This window comes from Marinomonas phaeophyticola (assembly GCF_026966905.1).
Taxonomy (GTDB): Bacteria; Pseudomonadota; Gammaproteobacteria; order Pseudomonadales; family Marinomonadaceae; genus Marinomonas; species Marinomonas phaeophyticola.
This window is the reverse complement of record NZ_JAPUBN010000010.1, coordinates 88,548-112,918: the sequence shown is the minus strand read 5'-3', so window position 1 is coordinate 112,918 and position 24,371 is coordinate 88,548. Positions and strand designations below refer to the sequence as shown.

General features: G+C 40.5%; 17 protein-coding genes and 1 pseudogene. 5 read left to right on the top strand and 13 right to left on the bottom strand.

Annotated elements, in window-relative coordinates:
- Positions 1-15 precede the first annotated feature (15 nt).
- From O1D97_RS03185 to O1D97_RS03165, 5 genes are all read left to right on the top strand, one after another.
- Complete coding sequence (locus O1D97_RS03185) at positions 16-1,695, top strand: aminotransferase class V-fold PLP-dependent enzyme (protein ID WP_269122751.1); 1,680 nt, start codon at positions 16-18, stop codon at positions 1,693-1,695.
- A gap of 183 nt (positions 1,696-1,878) precedes the next feature.
- Positions 1,879-4,812, top strand: a complete 2,934-nt coding sequence (locus O1D97_RS03180; protein ID WP_269122749.1) for a sensor histidine kinase — start codon at positions 1,879-1,881, stop codon at positions 4,810-4,812.
- The gene (locus O1D97_RS03175; RefSeq protein ID WP_269122981.1) at positions 4,712-5,326 is read left to right on the top strand and encodes an ATP-binding response regulator; all 615 of its coding nucleotides are present in this window, start codon (positions 4,712-4,714) and stop codon (positions 5,324-5,326) included. The genes O1D97_RS03180 and O1D97_RS03175 overlap by 101 nt, the downstream gene beginning before the upstream one ends.
- Before the next feature lie 56 nt (positions 5,327-5,382).
- The gene (locus O1D97_RS03170) at positions 5,383-6,621 is read left to right on the top strand and encodes a multidrug effflux MFS transporter (RefSeq protein WP_269122747.1); all 1,239 of its coding nucleotides are present in this window, start codon (positions 5,383-5,385) and stop codon (positions 6,619-6,621) included.
- A gap of 189 nt (positions 6,622-6,810) precedes the next feature.
- On the top strand, positions 6,811-7,467 hold the full coding sequence (locus O1D97_RS03165) for a DsbA family oxidoreductase (protein ID WP_269122745.1): 657 nt from the start codon (positions 6,811-6,813) through the stop codon (positions 7,465-7,467).
- 97 nt (positions 7,468-7,564) lie between these two features.
- On the opposite strand, the gene O1D97_RS03160 is transcribed toward O1D97_RS03165, so the two are convergent.
- From O1D97_RS03160 to O1D97_RS03100, 13 genes and pseudogenes are all read right to left on the bottom strand, one after another.
- The gene (locus O1D97_RS03160; protein WP_269122743.1) at positions 7,565-9,319 is read right to left on the bottom strand and encodes an alpha-amylase family glycosyl hydrolase; all 1,755 of its coding nucleotides are present in this window, start codon (positions 9,317-9,319) and stop codon (positions 7,565-7,567) included.
- 14 nt (positions 9,320-9,333) lie between these two features.
- Positions 9,334-10,575 carry a glycosyltransferase family protein gene (locus tag O1D97_RS03155; RefSeq protein WP_269122741.1) on the bottom strand — a complete coding sequence of 414 codons (1,242 nt, stop codon included), beginning with the start codon at positions 10,573-10,575 and terminating at the stop codon, positions 9,334-9,336.
- Positions 10,576-10,666: 91 nt separating this feature from the next.
- Positions 10,667-11,563: an HAD-IIB family hydrolase gene (locus O1D97_RS03150; RefSeq protein WP_269122739.1), complete on the bottom strand. Its 897-nt coding sequence runs from the start codon at positions 11,561-11,563 to the stop codon at positions 10,667-10,669.
- 284 nt (positions 11,564-11,847) lie between these two features.
- On the bottom strand, positions 11,848-12,426 hold the full coding sequence (locus O1D97_RS03145) for a GNAT family N-acetyltransferase (RefSeq protein WP_269122738.1): 579 nt from the start codon (positions 12,424-12,426) through the stop codon (positions 11,848-11,850).
- A gap of 207 nt (positions 12,427-12,633) precedes the next feature.
- On the bottom strand, positions 12,634-13,809 hold the full coding sequence (gene fadA, locus O1D97_RS03140) for an acetyl-CoA C-acyltransferase FadA (RefSeq protein WP_269122737.1): 1,176 nt from the start codon (positions 13,807-13,809) through the stop codon (positions 12,634-12,636).
- A gap of 32 nt (positions 13,810-13,841) precedes the next feature.
- Complete coding sequence (gene fadB / locus O1D97_RS03135; protein ID WP_269122736.1) at positions 13,842-15,998, bottom strand: fatty acid oxidation complex subunit alpha FadB; 2,157 nt, start codon at positions 15,996-15,998, stop codon at positions 13,842-13,844.
- Between the two features lie 90 nt (positions 15,999-16,088).
- Positions 16,089-17,018 (bottom strand): electron transfer flavoprotein subunit alpha/FixB family protein, encoded by a 930-nt coding sequence (locus O1D97_RS03130; RefSeq protein ID WP_269122734.1) that lies wholly within the window; start codon positions 17,016-17,018, stop codon positions 16,089-16,091.
- Positions 17,015-17,767 carry an electron transfer flavoprotein subunit beta/FixA family protein gene (locus O1D97_RS03125; RefSeq protein ID WP_269122979.1) on the bottom strand — a complete coding sequence of 251 codons (753 nt, stop codon included), beginning with the start codon at positions 17,765-17,767 and terminating at the stop codon, positions 17,015-17,017. The genes O1D97_RS03130 and O1D97_RS03125 overlap by 4 nt, the downstream gene beginning before the upstream one ends.
- A 279-nt stretch (positions 17,768-18,046) precedes the next feature.
- Positions 18,047-18,805 (bottom strand): enoyl-CoA hydratase-related protein, encoded by a 759-nt coding sequence (locus O1D97_RS03120; protein WP_269122732.1) that lies wholly within the window; start codon positions 18,803-18,805, stop codon positions 18,047-18,049.
- 135 nt (positions 18,806-18,940) lie between these two features.
- Positions 18,941-20,611, bottom strand: a complete 1,671-nt coding sequence (locus O1D97_RS03115) for an AMP-binding protein (protein ID WP_269122731.1) — start codon at positions 20,609-20,611, stop codon at positions 18,941-18,943.
- A 123-nt stretch (positions 20,612-20,734) separates the two neighbouring features.
- Positions 20,735-21,049: an SCP2 sterol-binding domain-containing protein gene (locus O1D97_RS03110; protein WP_269122730.1), complete on the bottom strand. Its 315-nt coding sequence runs from the start codon at positions 21,047-21,049 to the stop codon at positions 20,735-20,737.
- Between the two features lie 109 nt (positions 21,050-21,158).
- Positions 21,159-22,957: pseudogene (locus O1D97_RS03105) on the bottom strand (acyl-CoA dehydrogenase C-terminal domain-containing protein).
- Between the two features lie 222 nt (positions 22,958-23,179).
- Positions 23,180-24,352: a GTP-binding protein gene (locus O1D97_RS03100; protein WP_269122728.1), complete on the bottom strand. Its 1,173-nt coding sequence runs from the start codon at positions 24,350-24,352 to the stop codon at positions 23,180-23,182.
- Between the last annotated feature and the right edge of the window lie 19 nt (positions 24,353-24,371).

The following is a 24,371-nucleotide window of genomic DNA, read 5'->3' as shown; positions in this document are numbered from 1 at the left end:
TAAGAGAAACGGTCTATGAACGATACGCAGCAAGAACAAAAACACGCCTTAATCGCGAACCTTAGAAAAAACGTTATTGGTGATAATACGTTTATCCAAACCCCTTTTGGAAAACGTAAATTGACCTATGCGGATTACACCGCATCGGGAAGAAGCCTACACTTTATTGAGCAGGCCATTCTTCATTCCGTACTTCCTTACTATGCTAATACGCATACGGAATCAACTATTACAGGCAAGCAAACCACTCAGTTTCGTGAGGATGCCCGCCACATTATAGAAAAGTCGGTTAATGCCACAGATGAGGATCTGATACTTTTTTGTGGTTCGGGCGCTACGGCCGCGATTAACAAACTCATATCCATGCTGAATATCCCTCTCTTGACTACGCAACATGGCATCAAACCCATTGTATTTATTGGCCCCTATGAACATCATTCAAATGATCTACCTTGGAGAGAGGCCGAAGTGAAACTGATCAGAATTCCCGAAGCCAAAGCAGGAGGCGTTGATTTAAAAGCCCTTGAAGACGCACTCATCCATTACCAAGCCGTGCCGGTAAAAATAGGCTGCTTTTCTGCTGCATCCAATGTCACAGGAATAAAAGAAGACCAAACTGCAATCACAAATTTATTGCATAAACACCAAGCTCTTTCTTTTTGGGATTTTGCCGCCGCCGCACCCTATGTTGAAATAGATATGAACCCCAATGTATCCGATTTATCTGCTGATAATCAGGCCTTAGCGTATAAAGATGCGATTTTCTTTTCTTGCCACAAATTTATTGGAGGTCCTGGGACACCCGGTATTTTAATCATTAAGAAGCATTTGATAAAAAACACCATTCCTTCAACAGTCGGTGGTGGCACAGTCTCTTTTGTCAGCCATGATAAGCACAGCTATCTACCGGTTGGCGTTCGAAGAGAGGAAGGAGGCACTCCCAATATTATTGAGTCTATTCGTGCTGGCATGGTGTTTAAAGTGAAGTCAGATATAGGGGCCGAATACATTGAAAGCCTAGAACAAGAGTATGTCAACCAACTTGAAGACCGTTGGAGAAATCATCCTAATATCGAAATACTCGGTGCCAGTACAAAAAACCGACTGACGATTACTTCCTTTAGAATTAAAACGGCAACAGGTTACTTGCATCACGGTTATATTGTAGCGCTATTAAATGACTTGTTTGGCATTCAGATGCGTGGTGGATGTTCTTGTGCAGGTCCTTATGGACATGAATTACTCGGGATAGACGATCAAAAATCAGCGGCGATTACATTCGCTCTTAGTGGCGGTAATCTAATTCTTAAACCTGGGTGGGCACGCTTTAATTTAAACTACTTTCTTTCCCAAGAAGAAGTAAACTTTCTCTTCGAAGCCGTTGAGTTTGTTGCCGAGAATGGCATAAAGTTACTGCCTTATTATCAATATAACGACAAAAGTGATTTATGGCTTTTCCAAGGGAGTAGCTTATCTACTCAATCACTTTTCGATGCCTTACAGTCAGAGATCAAATTCACTGAAGCGTTAACGGAACAAGAAAAAATAGGATTATGGAAGTCTTACCTAAGCTTCTCTAAACAGCTTATTACTGACGTTAATTTGCAGAAATTCAAGCGATGCCATCAACCTTTTAATGACGATTTTGAAAGCCTGAGAGAATTCACGTTAGCAAAGGACACCCAAGGCACTTGATATTCGTCATCATAGCATTAAAACACCTTGCTTATTAAAGCGGCAAGAGACTAAAGTCTTATTGTCGCTTTTTTCATTTTCGGCAGAATAACTTATTTTAATGACGCAGTATTCGCGTTCTCATGTCGCTTTCTCATTCTTGTTTCTCAGTGTGAAAGACATGCTTTATACGGATAAAGTACTATGACTTTTCTTTGGATATTCTTAGCGGTCCTCTATATTCTTGGCCTTTTCTGGATCGCTATTTGGGGAGACAAAGAACAGCCGAAAATCAAAAAACTGACTCGCAGCCCAATAGTCTATAGCTTCTCCTTAGCTATTTACTGCACCGCATGGACCTTTTACGGCACTGTTGGTGAAGCGGCGAGATCTGGTTGGAACTACTTACCAATTTTTATCGGTCCTATTTTACTGTATTTATTTGCTTTCCCTTTTTTAAAAAAGCTGACCTTAGTTAGCCGCAAACAAAATATCACCTCCATTGCGGATTTTATTTCATCTCGTTATGGCAAACGCCCTCTTACCGCTCCGCTTGTAATATTAATCGCTTTGCTAGCTATTATCCCCTACATTTCTTTACAACTAAAAGCCATCGGCTCCAATTTTTCCTTGTTTGTTAATCAGCACGATACTTCACCAAATATCATCGTCCTAGTGGCTACAGTCTTAGTCGGTGTCTTCGCTATCTTATTTGGAACGAGAAAAGTGGAAGTAACGGATTACCGATCAGGTATGATGCTTGCGATTGCATCTGAATCTCTTTTTAAGCTATTCGCCATTTTGGTTGTTGGCTTCCTTGCCGTGGTCACCTTAACAGGCGAACAGCAGAGCCAGTCTTTTGATACGATCGACTTTAGCGTTTGGGAGATTAGTAATCTGTTCTCTTTTTCTTTCATTATGCAAACATTAATGGCGGCAGCGGCTGTCATTTGTTTACCTAGACAGTTCCATGTCACCGTTGTCGATCATCAGGATGAAAAACAATTAAAAATGGCCCGTTGGGTCTTCCCTCTTTACTTACTTATTTTTGCCTTGATTATTCCCCCAATTGCCATTGCTGGCCAAAGCCTCTTTGGAAACTCGGTCAATGCGGACACCTATGTGATCCAATTCGCCCTTAATAGCAACAACATCATTATTGAAATGTTAATATTTTTAGGAGGGATATCAGCGACAACCGCCATGATCATTATTGCTACATTTGCATTAAGTATCATGATCAGTAACGACGTCATTTTGCCTCTGTTATTAGCACGAGCAACGTCACAACAACAAGCGATCCCACTTTATCGTAAACAAATACTTATGATCCGTCGCTTAGTCATAACAGGAGTATTAGTACTCTCTTATCTATATTATCAGGAAATGGCCAACAATGAGCCTTTGGCTGGCACTGGGCTCATTGCATTTTCTCTAGTATTACAATTGATACCGGCAGTAGTCGGCGGTCTCTACTGGAAAAAAGGCCATGTTACAGGTGTCTATTCAGGGTTAATACTCGGTTTTTTATGCTGGTTATTATGGATGTTTATCCCCCTTACCAATAATGTGTCATGGGCGATAACTGACATTGAATCACGTACGGATATCATTATTTATGGCGCTTTTATTAGTTTAGTGGCCAATGTATTCGGCTATATAGTTGGTTCACTTTTAGGCAATGAAAGATTGGTTGACCGAATCCAAGCGACCGCCTTTGTTAACCCAAATGCGGAATTAGAAAACCGTTTTTTCAAACCTAAAAGTAAGGCGGTGAATAGTGACCTAATCGTTTTACTAGAAACCTTTTTAGGCGGTAATCGCTCTAAACAGGTACTCTCCGAGTTTGAAAAAGATCAGGTACAAATACTCGATCCAAGAGCCACCCCAAATAGGCTATTTATTGATTATTGTGAACGTATTCTAGGTGGTGTTCTTGGCGGCTCCTCTGCTCGGACCATTATCAATTCTCTCTTGATTGACAAACAAATCAATATTGAAGAAATCGTCACTTATCTTGATGAGACAACCCAAGCCATTCAATTCAATCAAAACTTACTCTTTATCTCTATGGATAATTTAGATCAGGGCATCAGCGTTGTTGATAAAGATTTAAAACTGGTCGCTTGGAATAAAACCTACACCACTCTCTATCCTTATCCAGAAGGCATGTTAAAAGTAGGCCTAGAGGTTGAAGAGCTTATTCGCTTTAATGCGTCCCGAGGAGAATGTGGTGTTGGTGAAGTCAACGCCTTGGTAAACAAACGACTTGAGCATTTACGAAAAGGAACCGCTCATAGGTTTTTACGCCGACGTTCCAGTGGTCGTGTCATTGAAATGGTGGGGAACCCCTTACCAAATGGTGGTTTTGTCACCAGTTTTACCGATGTCACCGAACATATTGAAAGCCAACAAGCGTTACAAGAAGCCAATATCGATTTGGAAAAACGCGTCGTTGCCCGCACTCAAGAAGTACAAAGTATTAATAGAGAATTACATCAAGAAATTGAAAGGCGAGCCACGGCTGAAAAAGAGTTAATGAAAGCAAAAGCCGAAGCCGAAAAGGCGAATATAGATAAAACAGAATTTTTAGCGTTAGCCAGTCATGATATCTTACAACCATTAAACGCGGCTCGCCTCTATTTGGGCGCATTACATTCATCTCCATTAGACAATGAAACACGATCTACGCTTGATAAATTAACCGCATCCGTACAGTCCACTGAAACATTAATATCGACACTGCTAGAGATTGCTCGATTAGACCAAGGAGCGGTTAAACCAAGACTCAAAGACTGTTCTCTTGAAGAATTACTGACACCCGTTATCAATGAGTTTAGTGTTATTGCTAATGAAAAAGGCTTACAGATTCGTACTCGAATGCAACACGGCTATGTTCATACAGACCCAGTTTATTTAAGACGTATCGTCCAAAACTTTGTTTCTAATGCCGTTAAATATACTCAAACGGGTAAAGTATTGATTGCCTGTAGAAAAAGAAAAAGATCATATCAGCATTCAAGTATGGGACACCGGTATAGGAATTCCTACAATAGAACAAGAAAAAGTATTCGAAGATTTTTATCGTTGGAAAAATACCCAAGAACCCGGCCTTGGGTTGGGATTAGGGTTAGTTAGAAGGATGCAAAAAGCACTGAGTCTGACAATGCAACTCAATTCCACTCCTCATAAGGGAAGCTGCTTCAGTATTACCGTACCTTTAGCAAAACAGCAAACCGTGCTGCCAACTGAGTCAGAAATACAAACTTATGAAGAGAAATCCAATCAACCTACTTGCTCTATCTGGTGTATAGATGACGACAAAAATAATCTGGATGCCATGCAAACTCTCATGAACCAATGGCATTGTGATGTCCGCTGTTATTCTGATACTTTTAGTTGTTTAAGTTCCCAAGGCGTTCCTGACTTATTACTAGTTGATTATCAACTTGGGGAACATAAAAATGGTCTTGATTTGATATCAACCTTAAGAAAGAGAACCTCTCTAAGCATACCTGCAGTATTGCTTACTGCGGTTCAAGATGAGGAATTAATCTTACTCTGTAAAGAGCTCGATATTGTCTATATGCAAAAACCGGCCAAGCCTGCACGACTACGAGCATTAATTCGATCTTTAGAGAAAAAATCATAATATATGCACAATAACATCATATAATCCAAGTCTATATAAATCACTTGGATTGTGACATGACTGCCTATTCGACACCCGACGTTTCTACTCCTAATAAAAGCCGTCTCTCGGCTATGGAGTTTACTATTCTTACCGCGACACTGATGTCCATTGTTGCGATATCTATCGATGCTCTACTACCTGCTTTAGGCATTATTGCTAAAGACTTTATGATAGAAGATACGAACCGTGTTCAATTGGTTATCAGTGCATTATTCTTAGGCTTATCATTAGGACAATTAATCTGTGGCCCACTCTCCGACTCTACAGGTCGTAAACCCATCCTTTATGTAGGCTTGGTCGTTTATGTTTTCGGTACGATTTTTTGTTTTATGTCGACCGATTTAGACACACTACTTATCGGCCGATTCATTCAAGGCCTTGGCGTTGCAGGACCCTATATTTCGGCTATTTCTCTGGTGAGAGACCAGTATAAAGGCAGAGATATGGCAAAAATCATGTCGTTAGTAATGATGATCTTTATTTTAGTACCAGCGTTAGCGCCATCTATAGGTCAAGTCATCTTGCTTTTCACTAACTGGCAAGGAATCTTTGTCATGTATCTAGTGTACGCGTCTATCATTTTTGTCTGGATATTCACCCGTTTGGATGAAACCTTACCAAAGGCGAAGCGTATACCTTTTACAAAAAAGGGTTTTTTTGACGGTTTTAAAGAAGTGATGACCAACAAACCCACTACTAGTTTAACCGTTGCCATGGGAATGATATTTGGTTGTTTAATCGGTTACTTAAACTCGTCCCCTCAAATATTTCAAGAACAATTTGGAACGGGCAAATTATTCAGTGTGTATTTCGGTGTATTAGCCCTATTATTGGGCTTTTCTTCTTTAATGAATTCTAAATTTGTACAACGTCTTGGAATGCATTTAATTGCCTCTCGAGCCTTTAAAGCCATCATTTTAAGCTCTTTGATTTTCTTCATTGTACAGCTTTTTATAACAGTCCAATTATGGATGTTTATGTTATATGCTGGCAGTCTCTTCTTTAGCTTTGGCTTGATTTTTGGCAATTTAAACGCCATGGCTATGGAGCCAATGGGACACGTTGCAGGTATTGCTTCCGCTATTATAGGTTCAACCTCCTCAATTATGTCACTGATTATAGGCACGATTATAGGACAGCTTTATGACGGCAGCACACTGCCTATGACGGTAGGCTTTCTAATTATGAGCAGTTTAGCGCTATTCCTATTAACTTATGCAGAAAAACACAAAACCCCACAAGAAGCAGAATAACGAACAATACTCTGCCGATATCGATATTTTATCTCATTTATAAAATAAGCAAGCAAGATGGATTATTGATTCGATTGCTTGCATTTTCGTATTTAGAGCACCACTGTATTTTTAGATAATGAAACCCTATGAACGGCGTTTTAACCCCATGATTAGCCACTATTGAGCGACAGAAACTAGGACAAAAACATGACAAATTTAAAAATCGATATCGTATCTGATGTAATGTGCCCATGGTGCATCATTGGCTATAAAAATTTAGAGCGCGCTCTTAATGACATAAAAAGCGACATCACAGCTGATATCAGCTGGCATCCATTTGAATTAAACCCAGACATGCCAATTGAAGGGCAAGATATCAACGAACATTTGCAAGAAAAGTACGGTTTATCTGAAGCCCAAGGCCAGGAAAACCGTCAACGCATTATTGATATGGGTAAGCAATCTGGTTTTCACTTTGACTTTGACGGCGAACGTATCATGATCAACAGTTTTGATTGTCATCGCTTATTAGCGTGGGCTAAAACACAAGGTAAACAAACAGAGCTTAAATTAGCCATGTTTCAAGCACACTTTTCTGATCAAGCGCTCTTAAATCAAGAACAACAACTATTAGACGTTGTTGGGTCCATTGGCTTAGACACAGCGGCAGCAAAAGCAATTCTAGACAGTGACGATTATGCACAAGAAGTAAGAGAAGAAGAGTCTCAAATGCAACAAATGGGCATATCTTCTGTTCCAACCTTTATTATCAACAACAAATATGCCATTAGTGGCGGCCAGACGAGTGACACGTTTAAACAAGCTCTGACTCAAATTAGCCAAGAAATAGCCGCAAGCGCTTAATGATTAGTAGATTGAGGTATTCACAACGGATGCACTTATCGCCGCGCGAAAAGGAATACCTCAACCCTCTATTAGCGAATTTCGGTATTGTCAGACGCTAAGATTCCAACATAATATTAGTCAACCAAACCGTTTGATAAGGGGAAAGCGTCACCACTTCGTTTAAATTTGTAACCGGGGTTCCTGCAATAAGATCGAACCAAGTATCAGTAGATATAAGATTTAATTCCCCTAATCTCAGCTCTACGTCTTCTTTAGAAATGTTGCTAACACAAAAAATACTTTGTTTTCGATCCGAACTTTGACGCCAAAAGCCAAACAACTGCAACCCTAAATGCAAAACAAACTGAATGGCATTAGGATGAAAAGCCAATTGTTTTTTCCGTATATCGATTAACTCAAGCATTCTTGCAAGCACTGTATGATGGGAGCTTGAGGTATTAGCCAGCTGCCGCTCCAGTTGTGAATAATCCCACCGATGACGGTTAATAGAGCGATTATGATGCGTATTTTTCAACTTTTCATAATCATTACGAGTACCCAGCATACTGTGAATATAAATTCCTGGAATGCCTTCTAGAGCAAACATAATGGCATGGGCACAAATAAAGCGCTCTAACCCCCATTTATCTTCTCCTTCCACCGTTCCTTGTAGGGCATCGAACAAAGAAATATTCATTTCATAGGGCTTTTGCTCACCGGTTTCTGATGTGCGCCATGAGATTCGCCCTCCAAAACTTTGCATCGTATTGACTAATGTATTGATTTCTATATCACTCAATAAGCCTTCAGCAGGCCTTAAACCAATACCATCATGGGAAGCAATAAAGTTAAAATAACAGGTGCCATTTTGGGCAGGAGGCATGCTCATTAACCAACGTTTTAAATACAAACAATCGCCAGTAATTAAGGTATTCACTAATAGCGGTGGCAATGAAAAGTTATAAATACAATGAGCCTCATTGGCATTGCCAAAATAGGTTAAGTTTTGTGTATTCGGAATATTGGTTTCCGTAATCATGATGGCTTCAGGCTCCGAATGCTCAATTAGAGTTCTCAATAATCGAACCACTTCATGAGTCTGCGGTAAATTAATTGAAGCACTAGTCAATTCCTTCCACAAGAAAGCCACCGCATCAAGTCTAAATATGCGCACCCCCGCATCCAAGTATTGGCGAATTATAGACACAAAAGTCAGTAACACTTCAGGATTTCTAAAATCTAGGTCGACTTGGTCATGGCTAAAGGTACACCATACATGTTGTAATCCTTTCTCTGTTTCGACGGGTCGCAATAGTGAACTCGTTCGAGGTCTAACCACTTGGGACAAGTCATCATCAGGACTGGCCGTAAAGAAATAATCACTGCCTTTACCCTCCCCTTTAATGAAGTTTTCGAACCAAATCCCTCGGCTAGAACAATGATTAATCACCAAATCCGACATTAATTTCCGTTTTTTTGCTATAGCACTAATATCAGACCAATCGCCCAATGACTCATTAACACTGGAATAATCAATAACAGAAAAACCATCGTCGGAACTATAAGGAAAAAACGGCAATATATGCACACCGTTAACGCTTTCTCCTATGTGTTCTTCTAAGAAGCTATCTAAGGTCTTCAGCGGCTTGACGCCCTCTTCTAGGAAACTGTCGCCATAGGTAATGAGTATCATATCCTTCTGCGACCAGTGGTTTGCATAAGGAACAGGCTCAACACAGTGAGTATTTAATCCCATCATATCAATTAGATCTAAACTCAATTCCTTATAACTAGTCTCTATTTCGACTCCATCGTAAATAACAGAGAGCTGTAGTTGTAACTTTTCTGCCAGTTGCGTCAATATGTTCATAGGTTTACCTGCCCTTATTTAATGAGTGATGCGGTCTCTTTAAACTCTTGGTAATCCTCTTCTACTGCATTTTTCAGTTCATCCAATACATTAGGCATGGCACTAATGACACGATTCCAAGCCGGTATAAAAGGCGTTTCCATGGGATTATCTAAAAATTGTGTTCCGGCCTGCATAATATTTTTAGCAAACATTTCCACTGACTTTTCTTCCGTATGAATGTCCAGCGTCAAACCATTGATAATGGCGTCATTCTTATAGGTCTCTATATAGTCTAGGGCAATCCGATAGTAAGTTGCTTTTATTGTTCGCATGGTTTCAGGGTTAATGGTATAGCCTTGAGTAGCTAATTTTCTGAAAAAAGCTTTCGTGATATCAATCGACATTTTAGACAAGCCTGCATTATCATCTTCCAATGATAAATCTTGGTGCTTGTGATCGTAAGAATCAGCTATGTCCACCTGACAAATACGATTGGATGCATAATTACGATGCATTTCAGACAACACACCAATTTCTAATCCCCAATCACTCGGGATCCGTAAATCCGTTAACACATCACGTCTAAAGGAGAACTCACCAGACAATGAATATCGAAAGCTGTCCATAAAGTCTAAATATTCATTGTGTCCTAATACCCGCTTTAAGGATTTGATTAACGGTGTTACGAGCAAACGCGCAACTCGACCGTTTAGTTTTCCATTGGCGAACCGAGAATAAAACCCTTTACTAAATTCATAGTTAAATTGAGGATTAGCCACGGGGTATATCAATCTAGCTAATAAATCTCGGTCATACGTTAAAATATCGCAATCATGCAATGCAATTGACTCAGACTTAGCCGATGCCAATACATACCCCATGCAATACCAGACATTGCGGCCTTTACCTAACTCTGTAGGCGCAAGGCCCATTGATTGCAACTTTGCATCTAATGCCTGTAACCTTGGTCCATCATTCCACAAAATTCTATGATGCTGTGGCAACTCGCCAAAGAAGGCAATAGCATGCTTATATTGCTCTAAAGAGGCTCTATCTAAGCCAATTACAATCTCAGATAAATAAGGTACTTGAGCAATTTTATGAATAATATCGGGTAATGCTTCCCCTTCTAACTCTGAAAACAATGACGGTAATATCAACCCTAACGGACGTTTTTTCGAAAAGTCGGTTAGCTCTGCTTCTAATTCACTGGTGCTGCGTTTCGTAAGATTATGCAGGGTGGTTACGATTCCATTTTGATAAAAATCTGCCATAAGGATTGCCTCTATGTAGTAAAACTAATGTAGTAAAACGAGAGAATTGGGCTCTCGTATACTGAAAATAAATACTGTGAAAACCAGCCGCTTAAAACGCATCACGTTTAGACCCCGTGGCTTTACCTTCACTGAATAAGATTTGATCAATGGCCTCATTCCAACCCATAGGTCCAACAGCCGTTGTTTGAATGACCCCGCTAGTACGATTTAGTACCGGAAAGGAATGGGATTCAGAACGAATTTGTACTGCAATATCGGCGACTTCCAGCATAGAGCTATCATTCTCTCCATCCCCTAATGCAACGGACGTGTTTGATTTAAGAAAAGACGTCAACCATTTCATCGCCCGCCCCTTATCTGAATTACCACCAACATGAACAAAACGCCCACCTTTAACCACGCTAGCGCCAACACGTTTCATCTGTTGAGTAAATTGATTCAGTTCCGCCTCAGACCCATGCCATTGCAGGGGCTCACCAAACTCACGCTTAGATGCCGCTTGAGCTTGTTCAAGATTAAGCCCTGTTATGGATTGAATCTCAGCCACAGACATTTTCGAAAACCCCGTATGCAAATGAGAAAATTCAGCGCCTTGATCCTCTAAAAGAGACAACCAATATTGACGAGATTCAATAAAAGCCTTTCTGTAATAGCAACCTTTAGCACTTGATCCTAAAATCACCTTGGTAATTTTATTCTCAGCGGTATAACGCTCAAGCAAATCCACTTTGGATGAACATAAATCTAATAAAAAAGATTCGGGTATATAAACGGCCGCACCATTTTCTACAATAAACGGACTATTCAATTGTAACTGTTGCAGAATAGGCAATAGCTCATCAAAGGTCTTACTGGTATTTGGAATAATAGGAATTTTCTTGTTTTTTAATTTTGCTAAGGCAGGAATAGCCGCATTGAAGCTATAAGTATGATGATCAAGTAAGGTGCCATCTAAATCAGTAAAGACAATAAATGAGCAGTTCATGGCTTACTCCTTACTGAGCGGAAGCCAATCCCTAGAAAAACCTTATTTGCACCAAATTGGTTCGGTAGAAATCTCCCAACTCGGTGCTGTAGCCAATTTAGTGCAGCAATACTAAATTGACACAATTTACGCTTTTCTACCGTCAACACCATTAAAAATAGGGCTTTCATCTTACGCACTCGACCTTAATTGTTACGAATAGATAATAACTAACAATTACTGTGCCAGTGTGAGCAATTTCTATAAATGAATGAACGAAAAGAATGATCAGTATAAAATAAACGTTACTTGAATAACGCTGTGTCTCTTGTTATTCCATATAAACAATGTCGTGCCAATGGGTGTTCCTTTGGCAATGCAGGATGATCGAAGTCTTGATCTTGATTTTTCATACCAAGTTTTTTCATAACGCCAATAGAAGGCAAATTATTTAAATTAGTAATGGCATAAACAGAATCTGCGGCTAATGTTTCAAAAGCAAATTTAAGAGAGGCTTGAGCAGCTTCTAACGCATAGCCTTTACGCCAATGGTTTGACGAAATACGCCAACCTATTTCCACAAAAGGAGCGTTCGGCATTGCCGCTGCTTGATAAATAATACCAACAAAGCCGATAAAAGCGTGGGTATCCTTACGTTCAACAGCCCAAAACCCCCAACCCCGCTGGTCTATATGATGACGTAACTTGCACACTAATTCATCACTTTCAGATCGAGTTAATGTTGATGGAAAGTGTTCCATAACTAAAGAATCCGCGGTCATCTCAGCAAAAGGTTCAAGATCCTTCCCTTGCCATTGGCGCAATAGTAAACGTTCTGTTTCTAGCGGTAGATGATCTGTTTCTTCAATTTTATTTAAATGCATAGGGATAAACCTCTCTATCAAATCCAGGGTACATACATTAAAAATCTATTATGTACTTTCTAAAAAGTATTTTCCGTTAATCTATTTTAAACAAAAAAAGCCCCAATAAATGGGGCCAAAATGACAAAAGTCGTATGACTAACAAAACAACTTTTTAACGCTCTTTATCTACTAAAAGGCATGTTGCGCCTTTGTGTAGTTCACTATCTATAGACGTTCAAACACAGTAGCAATCCCCTGCCCCATGCCTATACACATGGTAGCCAAACCAAGCTTAGCGTCTTGTTGCTGCATAACATTTAACAAAGTAGTCGCAATACGTGTACCTGAACAGCCCAGTGGATGACCCAGGGCAATCGCACCACCATTTAAGTTTACTTTTTTATCAAGGTGTTGCAGCAGCTTCAAATCTTTCAGTACTGGAATTGATTGTGCCGCAAACGCCTCGTTTAACTCGACAATATCGATATCAGCTATCGTTAATTCCGCACGCTTTAAGGCTTTTTTGGTTGCAGGAACAGGTCCGTAACCCATAATCGCTGGATCACAGCCAGCCACGGCCATACTGCGAATGCGGGCTATAGGAGTTATTCCTAACTCCATTGCTTTTTTACCTGACATCAGAATCATTGCAGATGCACCATCAGATAAAGCAGAGGACGTACCTGCGGTTACTGTACCCACTTTTGGGACAAACACCGGTTTAAGATTGCCTAGAGACGCCATTGACGTTTCAGGGCGAATCACTTCATCCGTCTCTACCAGTACTTTATTACCGTCACTATCATGCCCTTCAACAGGAATGATTTCATTGGCAAAACGTCCAGCTAAGGTGGCTTCTTGAGCTAATCGATGAGATCGAACACCAAACTCATCTTGCTGTTCACGGGTCACACCATGCATTTTGCCTAGCATTTCAGCCGTCACACCCATCATCATAGATGCTTTGGCCATGTGTTTAGATAAAGCAGGGTTAACATCAACCCCATGCATCATAGAGACATGACCCATATGCTCTACTCCACCAACGATGAAGACCTCACCTTGGCCTGTCATAATCGCTTGCGCAGCGGTATGAATAGCAGACATGGATGAACCACATAAACGGTTTACTGTCTGTGCGGCACATGTCATTGGTAGGCCACTTAACAAACTTACTGCACGGGCCACATTAAAACCTTGCTCAAGTGTTTGGTTAACACAGCCCCAAATTAAATCTTCAACCTCTTTCGGGTTTACTTTCGGATTACGTGCAAGCAATCCTTTAATCACTTCGGCCGATAAATTTTCAGCTCTAACATGACGAAACGCACCGTTTTTAGATTTTCCCATTGGGGAACGGGCAGCATCGATAACAACTACATCATTTTCATTGAAATTCATTGATATTCTCCTAATCCTATTCTGACCAAAGGTTAAACGGCTGAGCCATAATAAGTGTCATTGTTTTGTGCCATGGCACGCATTTTTGTTGTCGGCTCATATAGCTTACCAAGATGGCTAAAACGGTCCGCCAAATCACAAAATGCTTGCAACCCCATTTGATCAAGATAATGCAATGCTCCGCCTAAATAAGGAGGGAAACCAATACCGTAAATCAATCCCATATCCGCTTCTGCAGGAGAACCAACAATTCCCTCCTCAACACAGCGTACTGTTTCAATACATAGAGGAATCATCATACGCGCAATGATATCTTCTTCTGTAAGCTCCGTTTTTGACACTACTGTTGGTGCTAAAATAGAGTGAATTTCGGCATCGAAAATTTTCTTCGGTTTACCTTTACGATCGTTTTCATAACGGTAGAAGCCTTTCTGGTTTTTCTGACCAAAGCGCTCTACTTCAAATAATTTGTCTATAACGTTAATGCCTTCATGCTGCATTCTGTCAGGAAAGCCTTTTGCCATTACTTCGTCTGCATGGAACGCCGTATCTAATCCAACCACATCCAGTAAATAAGCGGGTCCCATTGGCCAACCAAATTTTTCCATAACTTTATCAATTATTTGGAAATCAGCGCCTTCTTTCATCATCGCGGAGAAGCCACCGAAGTAAGGAAACAAGACGCGGTTCACTAAGAAGCCAGGGCAATCATTCACTACGATAGGGGTTTTGCCCATTGCTTGTGCATAGGACACAGTACGAGCAATGGCTGCATCACTGGTTTTCTCACCCCGTATAACTTCAACCAATGGCATACGATGCACAGGATTAAAGAAGTGCATACCACAGAAATTTTCAGGACGTTGTAAATTTTTAGCCAATTCCGTAATGGAAATAGTTGAGGTATTAGACGTTAAGATAGTATCCGCGCTAATGTGATTTTCTGTTTCAGCTAATACCGCTTTTTTAACATTAACGTTTTCTACCACGGCCTCAACCACTAAATCAACATGGTCGAACTCACCATAACTAAGAGCTGGCGTAATACCATTAAGTGCTTTCATGGCTTTCTCAGCCGTCATACGGCCACGTGAGACTTGACCGCCTAACAGCTTATTCGCTTCACTCAAACCTAACTCTAGAGCTTCATTACGAATATCTTTCATAATAATTGGCGTTCCTTTTGAGGATGACTGATACGCCACGCCACCGCCCATGATGCCAGCCCCCAAAACAGCGGCTTGTTTTACTCGTTCAGCACCTTTAGAAAATTGGCCCGCGGTTTTCTTGATTTGTTGGTCTTTTAGGAATAAGCCAACCAGTGCTTTAGCAACAGGTCCTTTAGCCAGTTTCACAAAACCTGCTATTTCGGTTTCAATGGCTTTTTCACGAGTTTGACCAATCACTTTTTCAATGGTTTTAATAGCAACCATAGGCGCAGGGTAATGTTTCCCTGCTTTTGCCCCAACAACACCACGAACGGATTCAAAAATCATCATTTTTTCAATGGGTGAAAACACCATGTTGGCATTATTTTCTTGACGACGTTGTTGATATTTCAACTTACCATCTACGACTTGTTGGATTAAATGTAGAGAGGACTCTAAGACGTTATCTTGAGCTACAACGGCATCGACCGCACCGTCTTTTAGTGCATCAGCAGAGCGCTTTTGCCCCGCACCACAAATCCACTCACACGCATTATCAACACCAATTAAACGCGGTAGGCGAATGGTTCCACCCCAGCCAGGATAAATACCCAATTGTGTTTCTGGCAAACCAACCTTGGCAGAATCCGCCATAACACGGTAATCACAAGCTAAACATAATTCAAAGCCACCACCTAATGCGATACCGTTAATAGCGGCTACGGTCGGATAAGGAAGATCGGCTATTTCATTAAAGGTTTTATGAACTTCTCTCAGCTTATCGGCAAGTTCATTATCATCAAGAGTAAACCAAGTTGTGAACTCGGTTATATCCGCACCTACAACAAATACATCTTTGGCGCTGTTAAATACAACACCAGCCACATTTGGTAGGGTCTTAACAGCTTTAACAGCCTCCCCTAATTCTTGTAAAGTAAGCAGATTAAACTTGTTTACCGACTCGCCTTGTAAGTCTAAAGTAACAAGAACAACACCTGTCTCTAATTGAGATACTTTGACGGCTTTTCCTTCAAATATCATGTTTGTCTCCGATTTTTATTATTGAGTTCTATCTACTTAGAATGAAACTAAACAAACGAGTGATACATCACCACTCGTGCCTCAAATTAATTAAAGTGATTTTTCCAATTCAGGAACGGCATCAAATAGATCGGCTACTAAACCGTAATCCGCTACTTGAAAGATAGGGGCTTCTTCGTCTTTATTGATTGCCACAATGACTTTCGAGTCTTTCATGCCTGCCAAGTGCTGTATAGCACCAGAAATCCCTACTGCAATATATAAATCTGGTGCAACAGTTTTACCGGTTTGCCCAACCTGCCAATCGTTTGGTACAAAGCCAGCATCAACGGCCGCACGGGATGCACCAACGGCCGCACCCAATTTATCGGCAACCGCTTCAAGCATCTGAAAGTTCTCTCCATTCCCCATTCCACGACCACCAGAAACAATAATACTGGCCGCGGTTAACTCTGGACGGTCTGACACGGCTAACTGTTCACTTACGAATTGGCTATTTTCTGAAATAATCACTTGCTCTAAAGTGGTAATAGTGGCCGAACCACCTTGACTCGCTACTGGATCAAACCCTGTCGCACGTATCGTCATCACTTTAACCGCATCACTTGACTTCACTGTCGCTAAGGCGTTGCCAGCGTAAATAGGACGAATAAAAGTATCGTTACTAATCACCTCAATCACGTCTGATAACTGAGCCACATCTAACAACGCAGCAACACGTGGTAATAGGTTTTTTCCAGCGGTTGTTGCCGGTGCTAGAATATGGCCATAGCCCCTAGCAATATCGACAACTAACTTACTAATATTTTCAGCGAGCTGATGCTCATAAGCACCATTATCTGCAAGCAAAACCTGCGTAACGGAGATCGCATTAGCCGCCTGTTCAGCAACTGTTTGACAGTTCATACCCGCCACTAATACATGAATGTCATTCGTGATTTTTTGCGCTGCAGCGATGGTATTTAACGTACTCGGTTTTAATTCTTTATTATCGTGTTCTGCAATAATTAATAGGCTCATGACAACACCTTCGCTTCGTTTTTAAGTTTTTCAACAAGCTCTGCAACAGAACTCACTTTAATACCGGCTTTACGATCAGATGGCGGCATAACCGTTATTATTTCAATATTAGAGTCAGTATTTACCCCAAGTTCTTCGGCCGTTTTCACATCAAGTGGTTTTTTCTTCGCCTTCATAATATTAGGTAAAGAAGCAAACCTTGGCTCATTCAACCGTAAATCCGTCGTTACGACAGCAGGTAGTGTCACTGAAAGAATCTGGAGTCCACCATCAATTTCACGGGTCACTTTTGCAACATTGTTTTCAACAACAATCTCAGAAGCAAATGTCGCTTGAGGATAATCGAGTAATGCGGCAACCATCTGACCTGTTTGGTTATTGTCTGAGTCAATTGCCTGCTTGCCCATAATAATCAAATCAGCCGATTCGTCTTTCGCCACTTTCGCAATCAACTTGGCGACGGCTAATGAATCCAATCCATCTGCCGCTTCTATCTGAATGCCACGATCTGCCCCCAAAGCTAATGCGGTTCTTAATGTTTCTTGGCAGCTTTTCGGCCCCACAGAAACGACGACAATCTCTGAAGCAATTCCTTTTTCTTTTAGTCGAATCGCTTCTTCTACAGCAATTTCACAAAATGGATTAATCGACATTTTAACATTCGCTAATTCAACAGCAGAATGATCCGCTTTGACCCTAACTTTTACGTTGTAATCTACAACACGTTTGACTGTGACTAAAATCTTCATAAAACCTCGATCTACAATATTCATTAGGTTGACTCTAGATGCTTTATTTAAGTTATTCATTCCTTAATTTATTAAGGTGTTCTATAGATAACAAGAACAAAACGAGAATCATAAAATCATCTAACTAATACTAGTTTCATTGAGATTTTCATCAATAACAAAAAAGCCTCAGTTCACTGACAAAAAAATCACCCTAGTTTTCTTTGAACGTGATACAAAGAAAACTAGGGTGATTAAATAACTCTTTTTAGCCTCTAAAGTAAGGACTACACCGATAAATTAACCGACTTTAGGCCTCGATAAAAATCGTTTAAAGGCATTGTGCGCTTCTTTAGATTGAAGTCGGTCTTTGAAAATACGACCTTCTCTCATTAGTGTCATTTGCACTTCATCTTGGAAACGCTGCTTCAATAAACTTTTACTTAACAGCACCGCTTCTGGAGGTAATTTGGCGGTTTTTTCCGCATATTTCATCGCCAAAGCAAACGCTTCATCGTCCTCACATAAATGGTTTATCATGCCTATGCTGTGAGCTTCTTCCGCATCAAATGGTTCACCTAAAATCAGTTTTTCAAAGGACAATTGATGGCCCGCAAGGCTAGGCAATAAATAACTTACCGCCGCCTCAGGAACAACACCTAATTTAACAAATGGAAAACAAAGAGAACTATTACGGGCTGCAAACACCATATCACAATGCAGTAACATGGTGGCCCCAATACCTACCGCTCTACCTTCAACAGCCGCAAACAAAGGTTTAGGGTATTGAGAGAGTGTTCGTAAAAACGCCATTATGGTAGACATTTTATCGGGTTGTTGCGCTATTTGAACAAATTCAGCAATATCATTACCAGACGAAAAATCGGCCCCTTCGCCATGAATGACAGTAACTAAAATATCTTTATTCGACTCACCCTCTTCCAGAGATTGAGTCAGACCTTGATACATATCTAGTGTGATAGCATTTTTTTTAGAGGCACGATTTAAACGAATAGTTTGAACGCCGTTCACAACATTCGATTGTATAAAATCACTCATTTTTACCTTCTTAATCATGGCTAGATTAAACATCTTTATAAGCCACTGCACCGTGACTTGTATTTCAAAAAATACACGTTTAGAAGAAAGAACTTCCTCACGGCCCAACAACCTTTTATCTCATTGACTGAGCAATTATTCATCCCTCAATGCACGACGCAATACTTTACCGACATTTGTCTTTGGCAAATCATCACGAATTTCAATGCATTTTGGCACTTTATAAGCCGCTAGCTCTTTACGACAGAACATACGTAAAGCGGCTACATCTATTTCTTTTTTCGGGTCTTTCAATACAACAAAGGCTTTTACGGCTTCCCCAGTTTTTTCATCGTATACGCCAATGGCAGCCGCTTCTAAAATCTCCTCATGAGAACTTAGACAGTCTTCGACTTCAGATGGATAGACATTAAATCCAGAGACTATGATCATATCTTTTGCACGATCAACTATCTGTACATACCCATCAGGGTGTCTTTTAGCAATATCACCGGTAATAAAATAGCCATCCGCTGTCATTGACTCACGCGTTGCGTCTTCTCGTTGCCAGTAACCTTTCGTAACTTGGGGCCCATATACGCATAAAACACCTGCTTCACCTTCAGGTACTTCATTGTTTTCATCATCAATAAATTTCAACAAAGTATCATCAACAGGCACTCCAATCGTACCAATTTGTTCTTTTCCTACTGGATTAAAAGACACAACCGGAGACGTTTCTGTTAACCCATAACCCTCAATAACAGTACGACCAGTGACTTTTTTCCATTCATTAGCCGCGGCATGAGTTAACGCCATACCACCGGATGCTGTGACTTTTAAACGAGAAAAATCTAATTTTTTAAAATCCTCATTGTTACATAGCGCAACAAACAACGTATTTAAACCAACAAAGCCAGAGAAACGCCATTTTTTCAGCTCTTTAACAAAGCCAGGAATATCTCTTGGATTTGGAATCAAAATGCTGTGAGCACCACGATTTAATAAAGTTAGCCCATGAATCAGGAAGGAATAAATATGATACATTGGCAAAGGGGCAATATAGAGCTCCTCACCAGGTATACAATGATTACTAAGTCGGTCTCCTAACTGATGTAAGTTAGAAATTAAATTAGCATGCGTTAACATAGCCCCTTTCGCAACACCTGTTGTACCGCCGGTATACTGTAAGACAGCAATATCTTCAGGCTGCTTATGGACAAGGTTAACCTTAAGCGACTGACCTTGTTTGATCGCTGTGAAAAAACTCATGGCTTTTGGCAGGGAGTAAGCCGGCACCATTTTTTTAACATACTTAACAACGGAATTGATAAGCAGCTTTTTAGGCATTGGATGAAAGTCTGCTATTTCAGTAATAAAGACATGTTTTATGTCCGTTTTGTCGATGATACTTTCAACATTGTGAGCCATATTAGCAAACACAACCAACGCCTTAGCCCCAGAATCGTTAAATTGATGCAGTAATTCTTTAGGAGTATAAAGAGGGTTGGTATTAACTACTATCAAACCCGCTTTTATGGCACCAAAAACAGCAATAGGAGATTGGATAACATTAGGAAGTTGAATCGCAATACGATCCCCTTCTTTTAAATCTGTATTATTTTGCAAGTACGCAGCGAATCCGCTTGATAACGTATCAAGTTCGCCATAGGTAATCGTTTTACCCACACTTGTAAAGGCAGGAAGGTCTTTAAATTCTTTACAGGCGTGCAGGAACACATCAATAATTGACTGGAAATTATTAGGATTCAGGTGCTCTGGAATCCAGCTTCCCGGCTTTCTTTTAGCAGAGGTGTCTGTAGTCATAGTAACGCTCCTGTTTGTTTTTTTTATAGGAGAAACCTGTCACGAACAAACCCAACTTTCGAACTGATGCAAAAGTTGGGTTTAGCTTATGTTAGTCGATATGTTACAGATTTCCCGGACGAACTAGTTTGGGAAAAGTTGCGTCAGTTTAGTCGCTAACATAATATCACCATCGGCACGGATTTTACCTTGCATAAACGCTTCCATACCGTCTAATTCACCGCTCATAACATTTTGTAACGTTTCTAGGTCCATGCTTAACGTCACCGTTGCATCATCATGTTCACCTTCTTGAAGGGCACATTTCTCATCTTCGATAACAAGGTGAAAGTGGTCACTATCATCAATTTCAAACTGAAAAACCGCTTCCATTCCATCCGCTTCTTCAGTATCAAAACGTTCTACCATAGCTTCAAACACTTTTTTTGTATCACTCATTAGATATATTCCTATTCAATTCTTGCTTATTAAGCTATTTTTTAATGGCCTAATACTCATTATAAAATTCATCAACTTGCCTATTGCCTATGAAATGCATTCACTATTTTTAGGCAATCACGAAATTTTCTTCTTCCATTGATAAAAGGTTATCCGCCCCGGATAACATCGCGGCAACGTGCCCACGAGTTCGAGGTAACAAACGTTCGTAATAGAAAGTCGCTGTTTGTAGCTTAGCGGTATAGAAAGCCACCTCATCCGTACCTTCATCTAACTTAGTCTGTGCAACAACCGCCATATTGGCCCAGAAATACGCCAATACGACATAACCAGAGAACATTAAATAATCAAATGACGCGGCACCAACTTCATCTTTGTTACGCATCGCTTTCATACCAATTTTTAGGGTTAAATCCCCCCATTCGCCATTTAATTTATTTAACTCACTGATCAATGGCTTAACTTGTTTATTGCCTTTATGTTCTTTACAGAACTTATGCACAATTTTTGTGAACCGTTTTAACGTTGCGCCCTGAGTCATAAGGACTTTACGACCTAATAAATCCAATGCTTGAATGCCTGTTGTACCTTCATACAACATAGAAATACGCGCATCACGTACATTTTGCTCCATCCCCCATTCAGCAATAAAACCATGGCCACCAAACACCTGTAGGCCTTGGTTAGCTGATTCAAAACCCGTTTCCGTCAAGAAAGCTTTCGCAATGGGTGTTAATAAAGACATAAGCTCATCAGCTTCTGCTTTTTCATCCGATGAGCCTTTCTTAGTAATATCAACCAGTTTAGAACAATAATGCACAAGTGCACGCCCGCCTTCTGCAAATGCTTTTTGCGTTAGCAACATACGACGCACATCTGGATGTACAATAATTGAATCGGCCGGTTTATCCGGTGATTTAGCACCAGACAGAGAACGCATTTGTAAACGATCTTTCGCATAGGTAACAGAGTTTTGTAATGCCCACTCACTGTGAACCAAACCTTGTAATGCCGTTCCTAAACGAGCGGTATTCATAAAGGTAAACATGCAATTCAAACCTTTATTAGCAGGCCCGATCAAGAAGCCCTTTGCACTATCAAAGTTCATAACACACGTCGCGTTACCATGAATGCCCATTTTATGTTCAATGGATCCACAAGAAACACCATTTCTATCGGCGATAGAGCCATCTTCGTTAACATTAAACTTAGGTACAATAAATAACGAGATGCCTTTCGTTCCCTCGGGCGCTCCCGCAATACGAGCTAATACAATATGCACTATGTTGCCAGCCATATCGTGTTCGCCCGCAGAAATAAAGATCTTAGTACCCGAAATAGAGTAAGAACCGTCATCGTTAGGCTCGGCTTTGGTTTTTAATAAACCTAAATCCGTACCGCAATGTGACTCAGTTAAACACATAGTGCCTGTCCATTCACCAGAAACAAGCTTAGTCAAATACGTCTGCTTTTGTTCATCCGTACCATGACTTTCAATGGTATTCATCGCTCCATGACTTAATCCTGGATACATGCTCCAAGACCAATTTGCAGAAGCTACCATTTCAGTCACCATCATACCAAGCGATTCAGGTAGACCTTGCCCCCCACTTCTTCAGAATGAGCTAATGCTGGCCATCCACCTTCAACATATTGTTGGTATGCTTCTTTAAAGCCATCAGGCGTTGTAACAACACCATCCGTAAAAGTACAACCTTGTTGGTCACCTATACGATTTAATGGTGACAATACACGCTCAGAAAACTTAGCCCCTTCTTCTAGAATGGCATCAACCATATCTGGAGTGGCTTCTTCGCCGCCAGGTATGTTGGCATAATGAGTTGAAAAATTAAGTAACTCTTCAGTGACAAATTTAATATCACGTAACGGTGCTTTATATTCAGGCATGTTCTCTACCTCATTTATTGTTTTATCTTGTCGTTACACTCATTAGTTCAATGGTGCGCTTATGCATTAAGAGTGGAGGATAAACATAAATCTCTCAATAACAAAAGCCTCCATAATACCTGACAAAAATAATCACAAAATCAAGCAACAAACATAAAAGCATAATATTTGACAAACTTAACTTAGAGATACCTTAACAATTAGTTAAATAAAAACAATAAGTTATATTAACTTCGAACACATTTCTTTAATCAAATCATCCCAAACTGAATCGGCCAAACCAATCACTTCAAAACGACTACTTTCCACCCAAGGTGACAATTCCATCATTAGCTCACCTCTCGATGCATTAATAAATAACCCTTGCCCTTCAATTAAACGAAATACGCCCTTAACACGATAAACGTCTTCTATAGACACCATTTCTAGCAAGCTCAACCTCAATCTCTCTTCAGAAAACACCCTCGAGTCTGGCCAACACCAGCCCGCCACTTTCATCCCATCTTGCTCTTTTACATAATAAACTTGATTTGTTAGGGGTGAGTGTTTTTTTAGATAATGGGAATCATGATGATTGTCGTGATTGTCGTGATTGTCGTGATTGTCGTGATTGTCGTGATTGTCGTGATTGTCGTGATTGTCGTGATTGTCGTGATTGTCGTGATTGTCGTGATTGTCGTGATTGTCGTGATTGTCGTGAGGATGCAAATAATCCCCTTCACTGCCTATAAACGCTTCCTTTATTAAGTCAGATGCCCCCATTAAACCAATATCTAGATTTTCTAGAGATAACGTCATCGGATCAGTGGCAAAATAGTTTTTTTTTGCTTTTTGTTGACAAAAGGACGAAAGCTGCACAACATCCTTATCGCTATAGCAATCCCTATGACTAAAAACAATCGCATCCGCCACATCAATTTGGTCATTAAAGATTGCATGTTGAGTATAACGACGATCAGCAAGGTTACGGGCATCCAGAACACAAAATACGCCCGTCACAATCAAGACTTCTCGATACTCTAGCGCCTTCAATTTTTGTAAAATTTGCTTTGGATGACCTAAGCCCGACGGTTCGATAAAAATGCGATCAGGATTTTGCTGCCGAATCAGTTGATTTAACCCCAGCGCAAAGGCAGCTGATGTCGCACAACAGACACAACCACCAGGTACTTCCTTAATAACAACCGGATGCTTGCCACCATCAATTAAGCGCTTCCCCTTCACGACCTCTTTCTCTAATAGCGCGGCATCTAAGCCTATATCGCCAAACTCATTTACCAACACAGCCCAACGCTCATACGCTGGCGCTTGTGCCAACATATGCTGAATCAAAGTCGTTTTCCCCGCACCAAGAAATCCCGTTATCATTGTCACTTTTATACCTTGGTAACGCATGCTCATACCTTCTTAGTTT

Excerpts from the sequence above, each read along its gene's own strand:
- O1D97_RS03185 (WP_269122751.1), top strand. The coding sequence starts at position 16 with ATGAACGATACGCAGCAAGAACAAAAACACGCCTTAATCGCGAACCTT.
- O1D97_RS03110 (WP_269122730.1), bottom strand. The coding sequence starts at position 21,049 with ATGAGTGATACAAAAAAAGTGTTTGAAGCTATGGTAGAACGTTTTGAT.
- fadA (WP_269122737.1), bottom strand. The coding sequence starts at position 13,809 with ATGAATTTCAATGAAAATGATGTAGTTGTTATCGATGCTGCCCGTTCC.
- O1D97_RS03180 (WP_269122749.1), top strand. The coding sequence starts at position 1,879 with ATGACTTTTCTTTGGATATTCTTAGCGGTCCTCTATATTCTTGGCCTT.
- O1D97_RS03150 (WP_269122739.1), bottom strand. The coding sequence starts at position 11,563 with ATGAACTGCTCATTTATTGTCTTTACTGATTTAGATGGCACCTTACTT.
- O1D97_RS03165 (WP_269122745.1), top strand. The coding sequence starts at position 6,811 with ATGACAAATTTAAAAATCGATATCGTATCTGATGTAATGTGCCCATGG.
- O1D97_RS03155 (WP_269122741.1), bottom strand. The coding sequence starts at position 10,575 with ATGGCAGATTTTTATCAAAATGGAATCGTAACCACCCTGCATAATCTT.
- O1D97_RS03120 (WP_269122732.1), bottom strand. The coding sequence starts at position 18,805 with ATGAGTGATTTTATACAATCGAATGTTGTGAACGGCGTTCAAACTATT.
- fadB (WP_269122736.1), bottom strand. The coding sequence starts at position 15,998 with ATGATATTTGAAGGAAAAGCCGTCAAAGTATCTCAATTAGAGACAGGT.
- O1D97_RS03160 (WP_269122743.1), bottom strand. The coding sequence starts at position 9,319 with ATGAACATATTGACGCAACTGGCAGAAAAGTTACAACTACAGCTCTCT.
- O1D97_RS03100 (WP_269122728.1), bottom strand. The coding sequence starts at position 24,352 with ATGCGTTACCAAGGTATAAAAGTGACAATGATAACGGGATTTCTTGGT.
- O1D97_RS03125 (WP_269122979.1), bottom strand. The coding sequence starts at position 17,767 with ATGAAGATTTTAGTCACAGTCAAACGTGTTGTAGATTACAACGTAAAA.
- O1D97_RS03170 (WP_269122747.1), top strand. The coding sequence starts at position 5,383 with ATGACTGCCTATTCGACACCCGACGTTTCTACTCCTAATAAAAGCCGT.
- O1D97_RS03115 (WP_269122731.1), bottom strand. The coding sequence starts at position 20,611 with ATGACTACAGACACCTCTGCTAAAAGAAAGCCGGGAAGCTGGATTCCA.
- O1D97_RS03145 (WP_269122738.1), bottom strand. The coding sequence starts at position 12,426 with ATGCATTTAAATAAAATTGAAGAAACAGATCATCTACCGCTAGAAACA.
- O1D97_RS03130 (WP_269122734.1), bottom strand. The coding sequence starts at position 17,018 with ATGAGCCTATTAATTATTGCAGAACACGATAATAAAGAATTAAAACCG.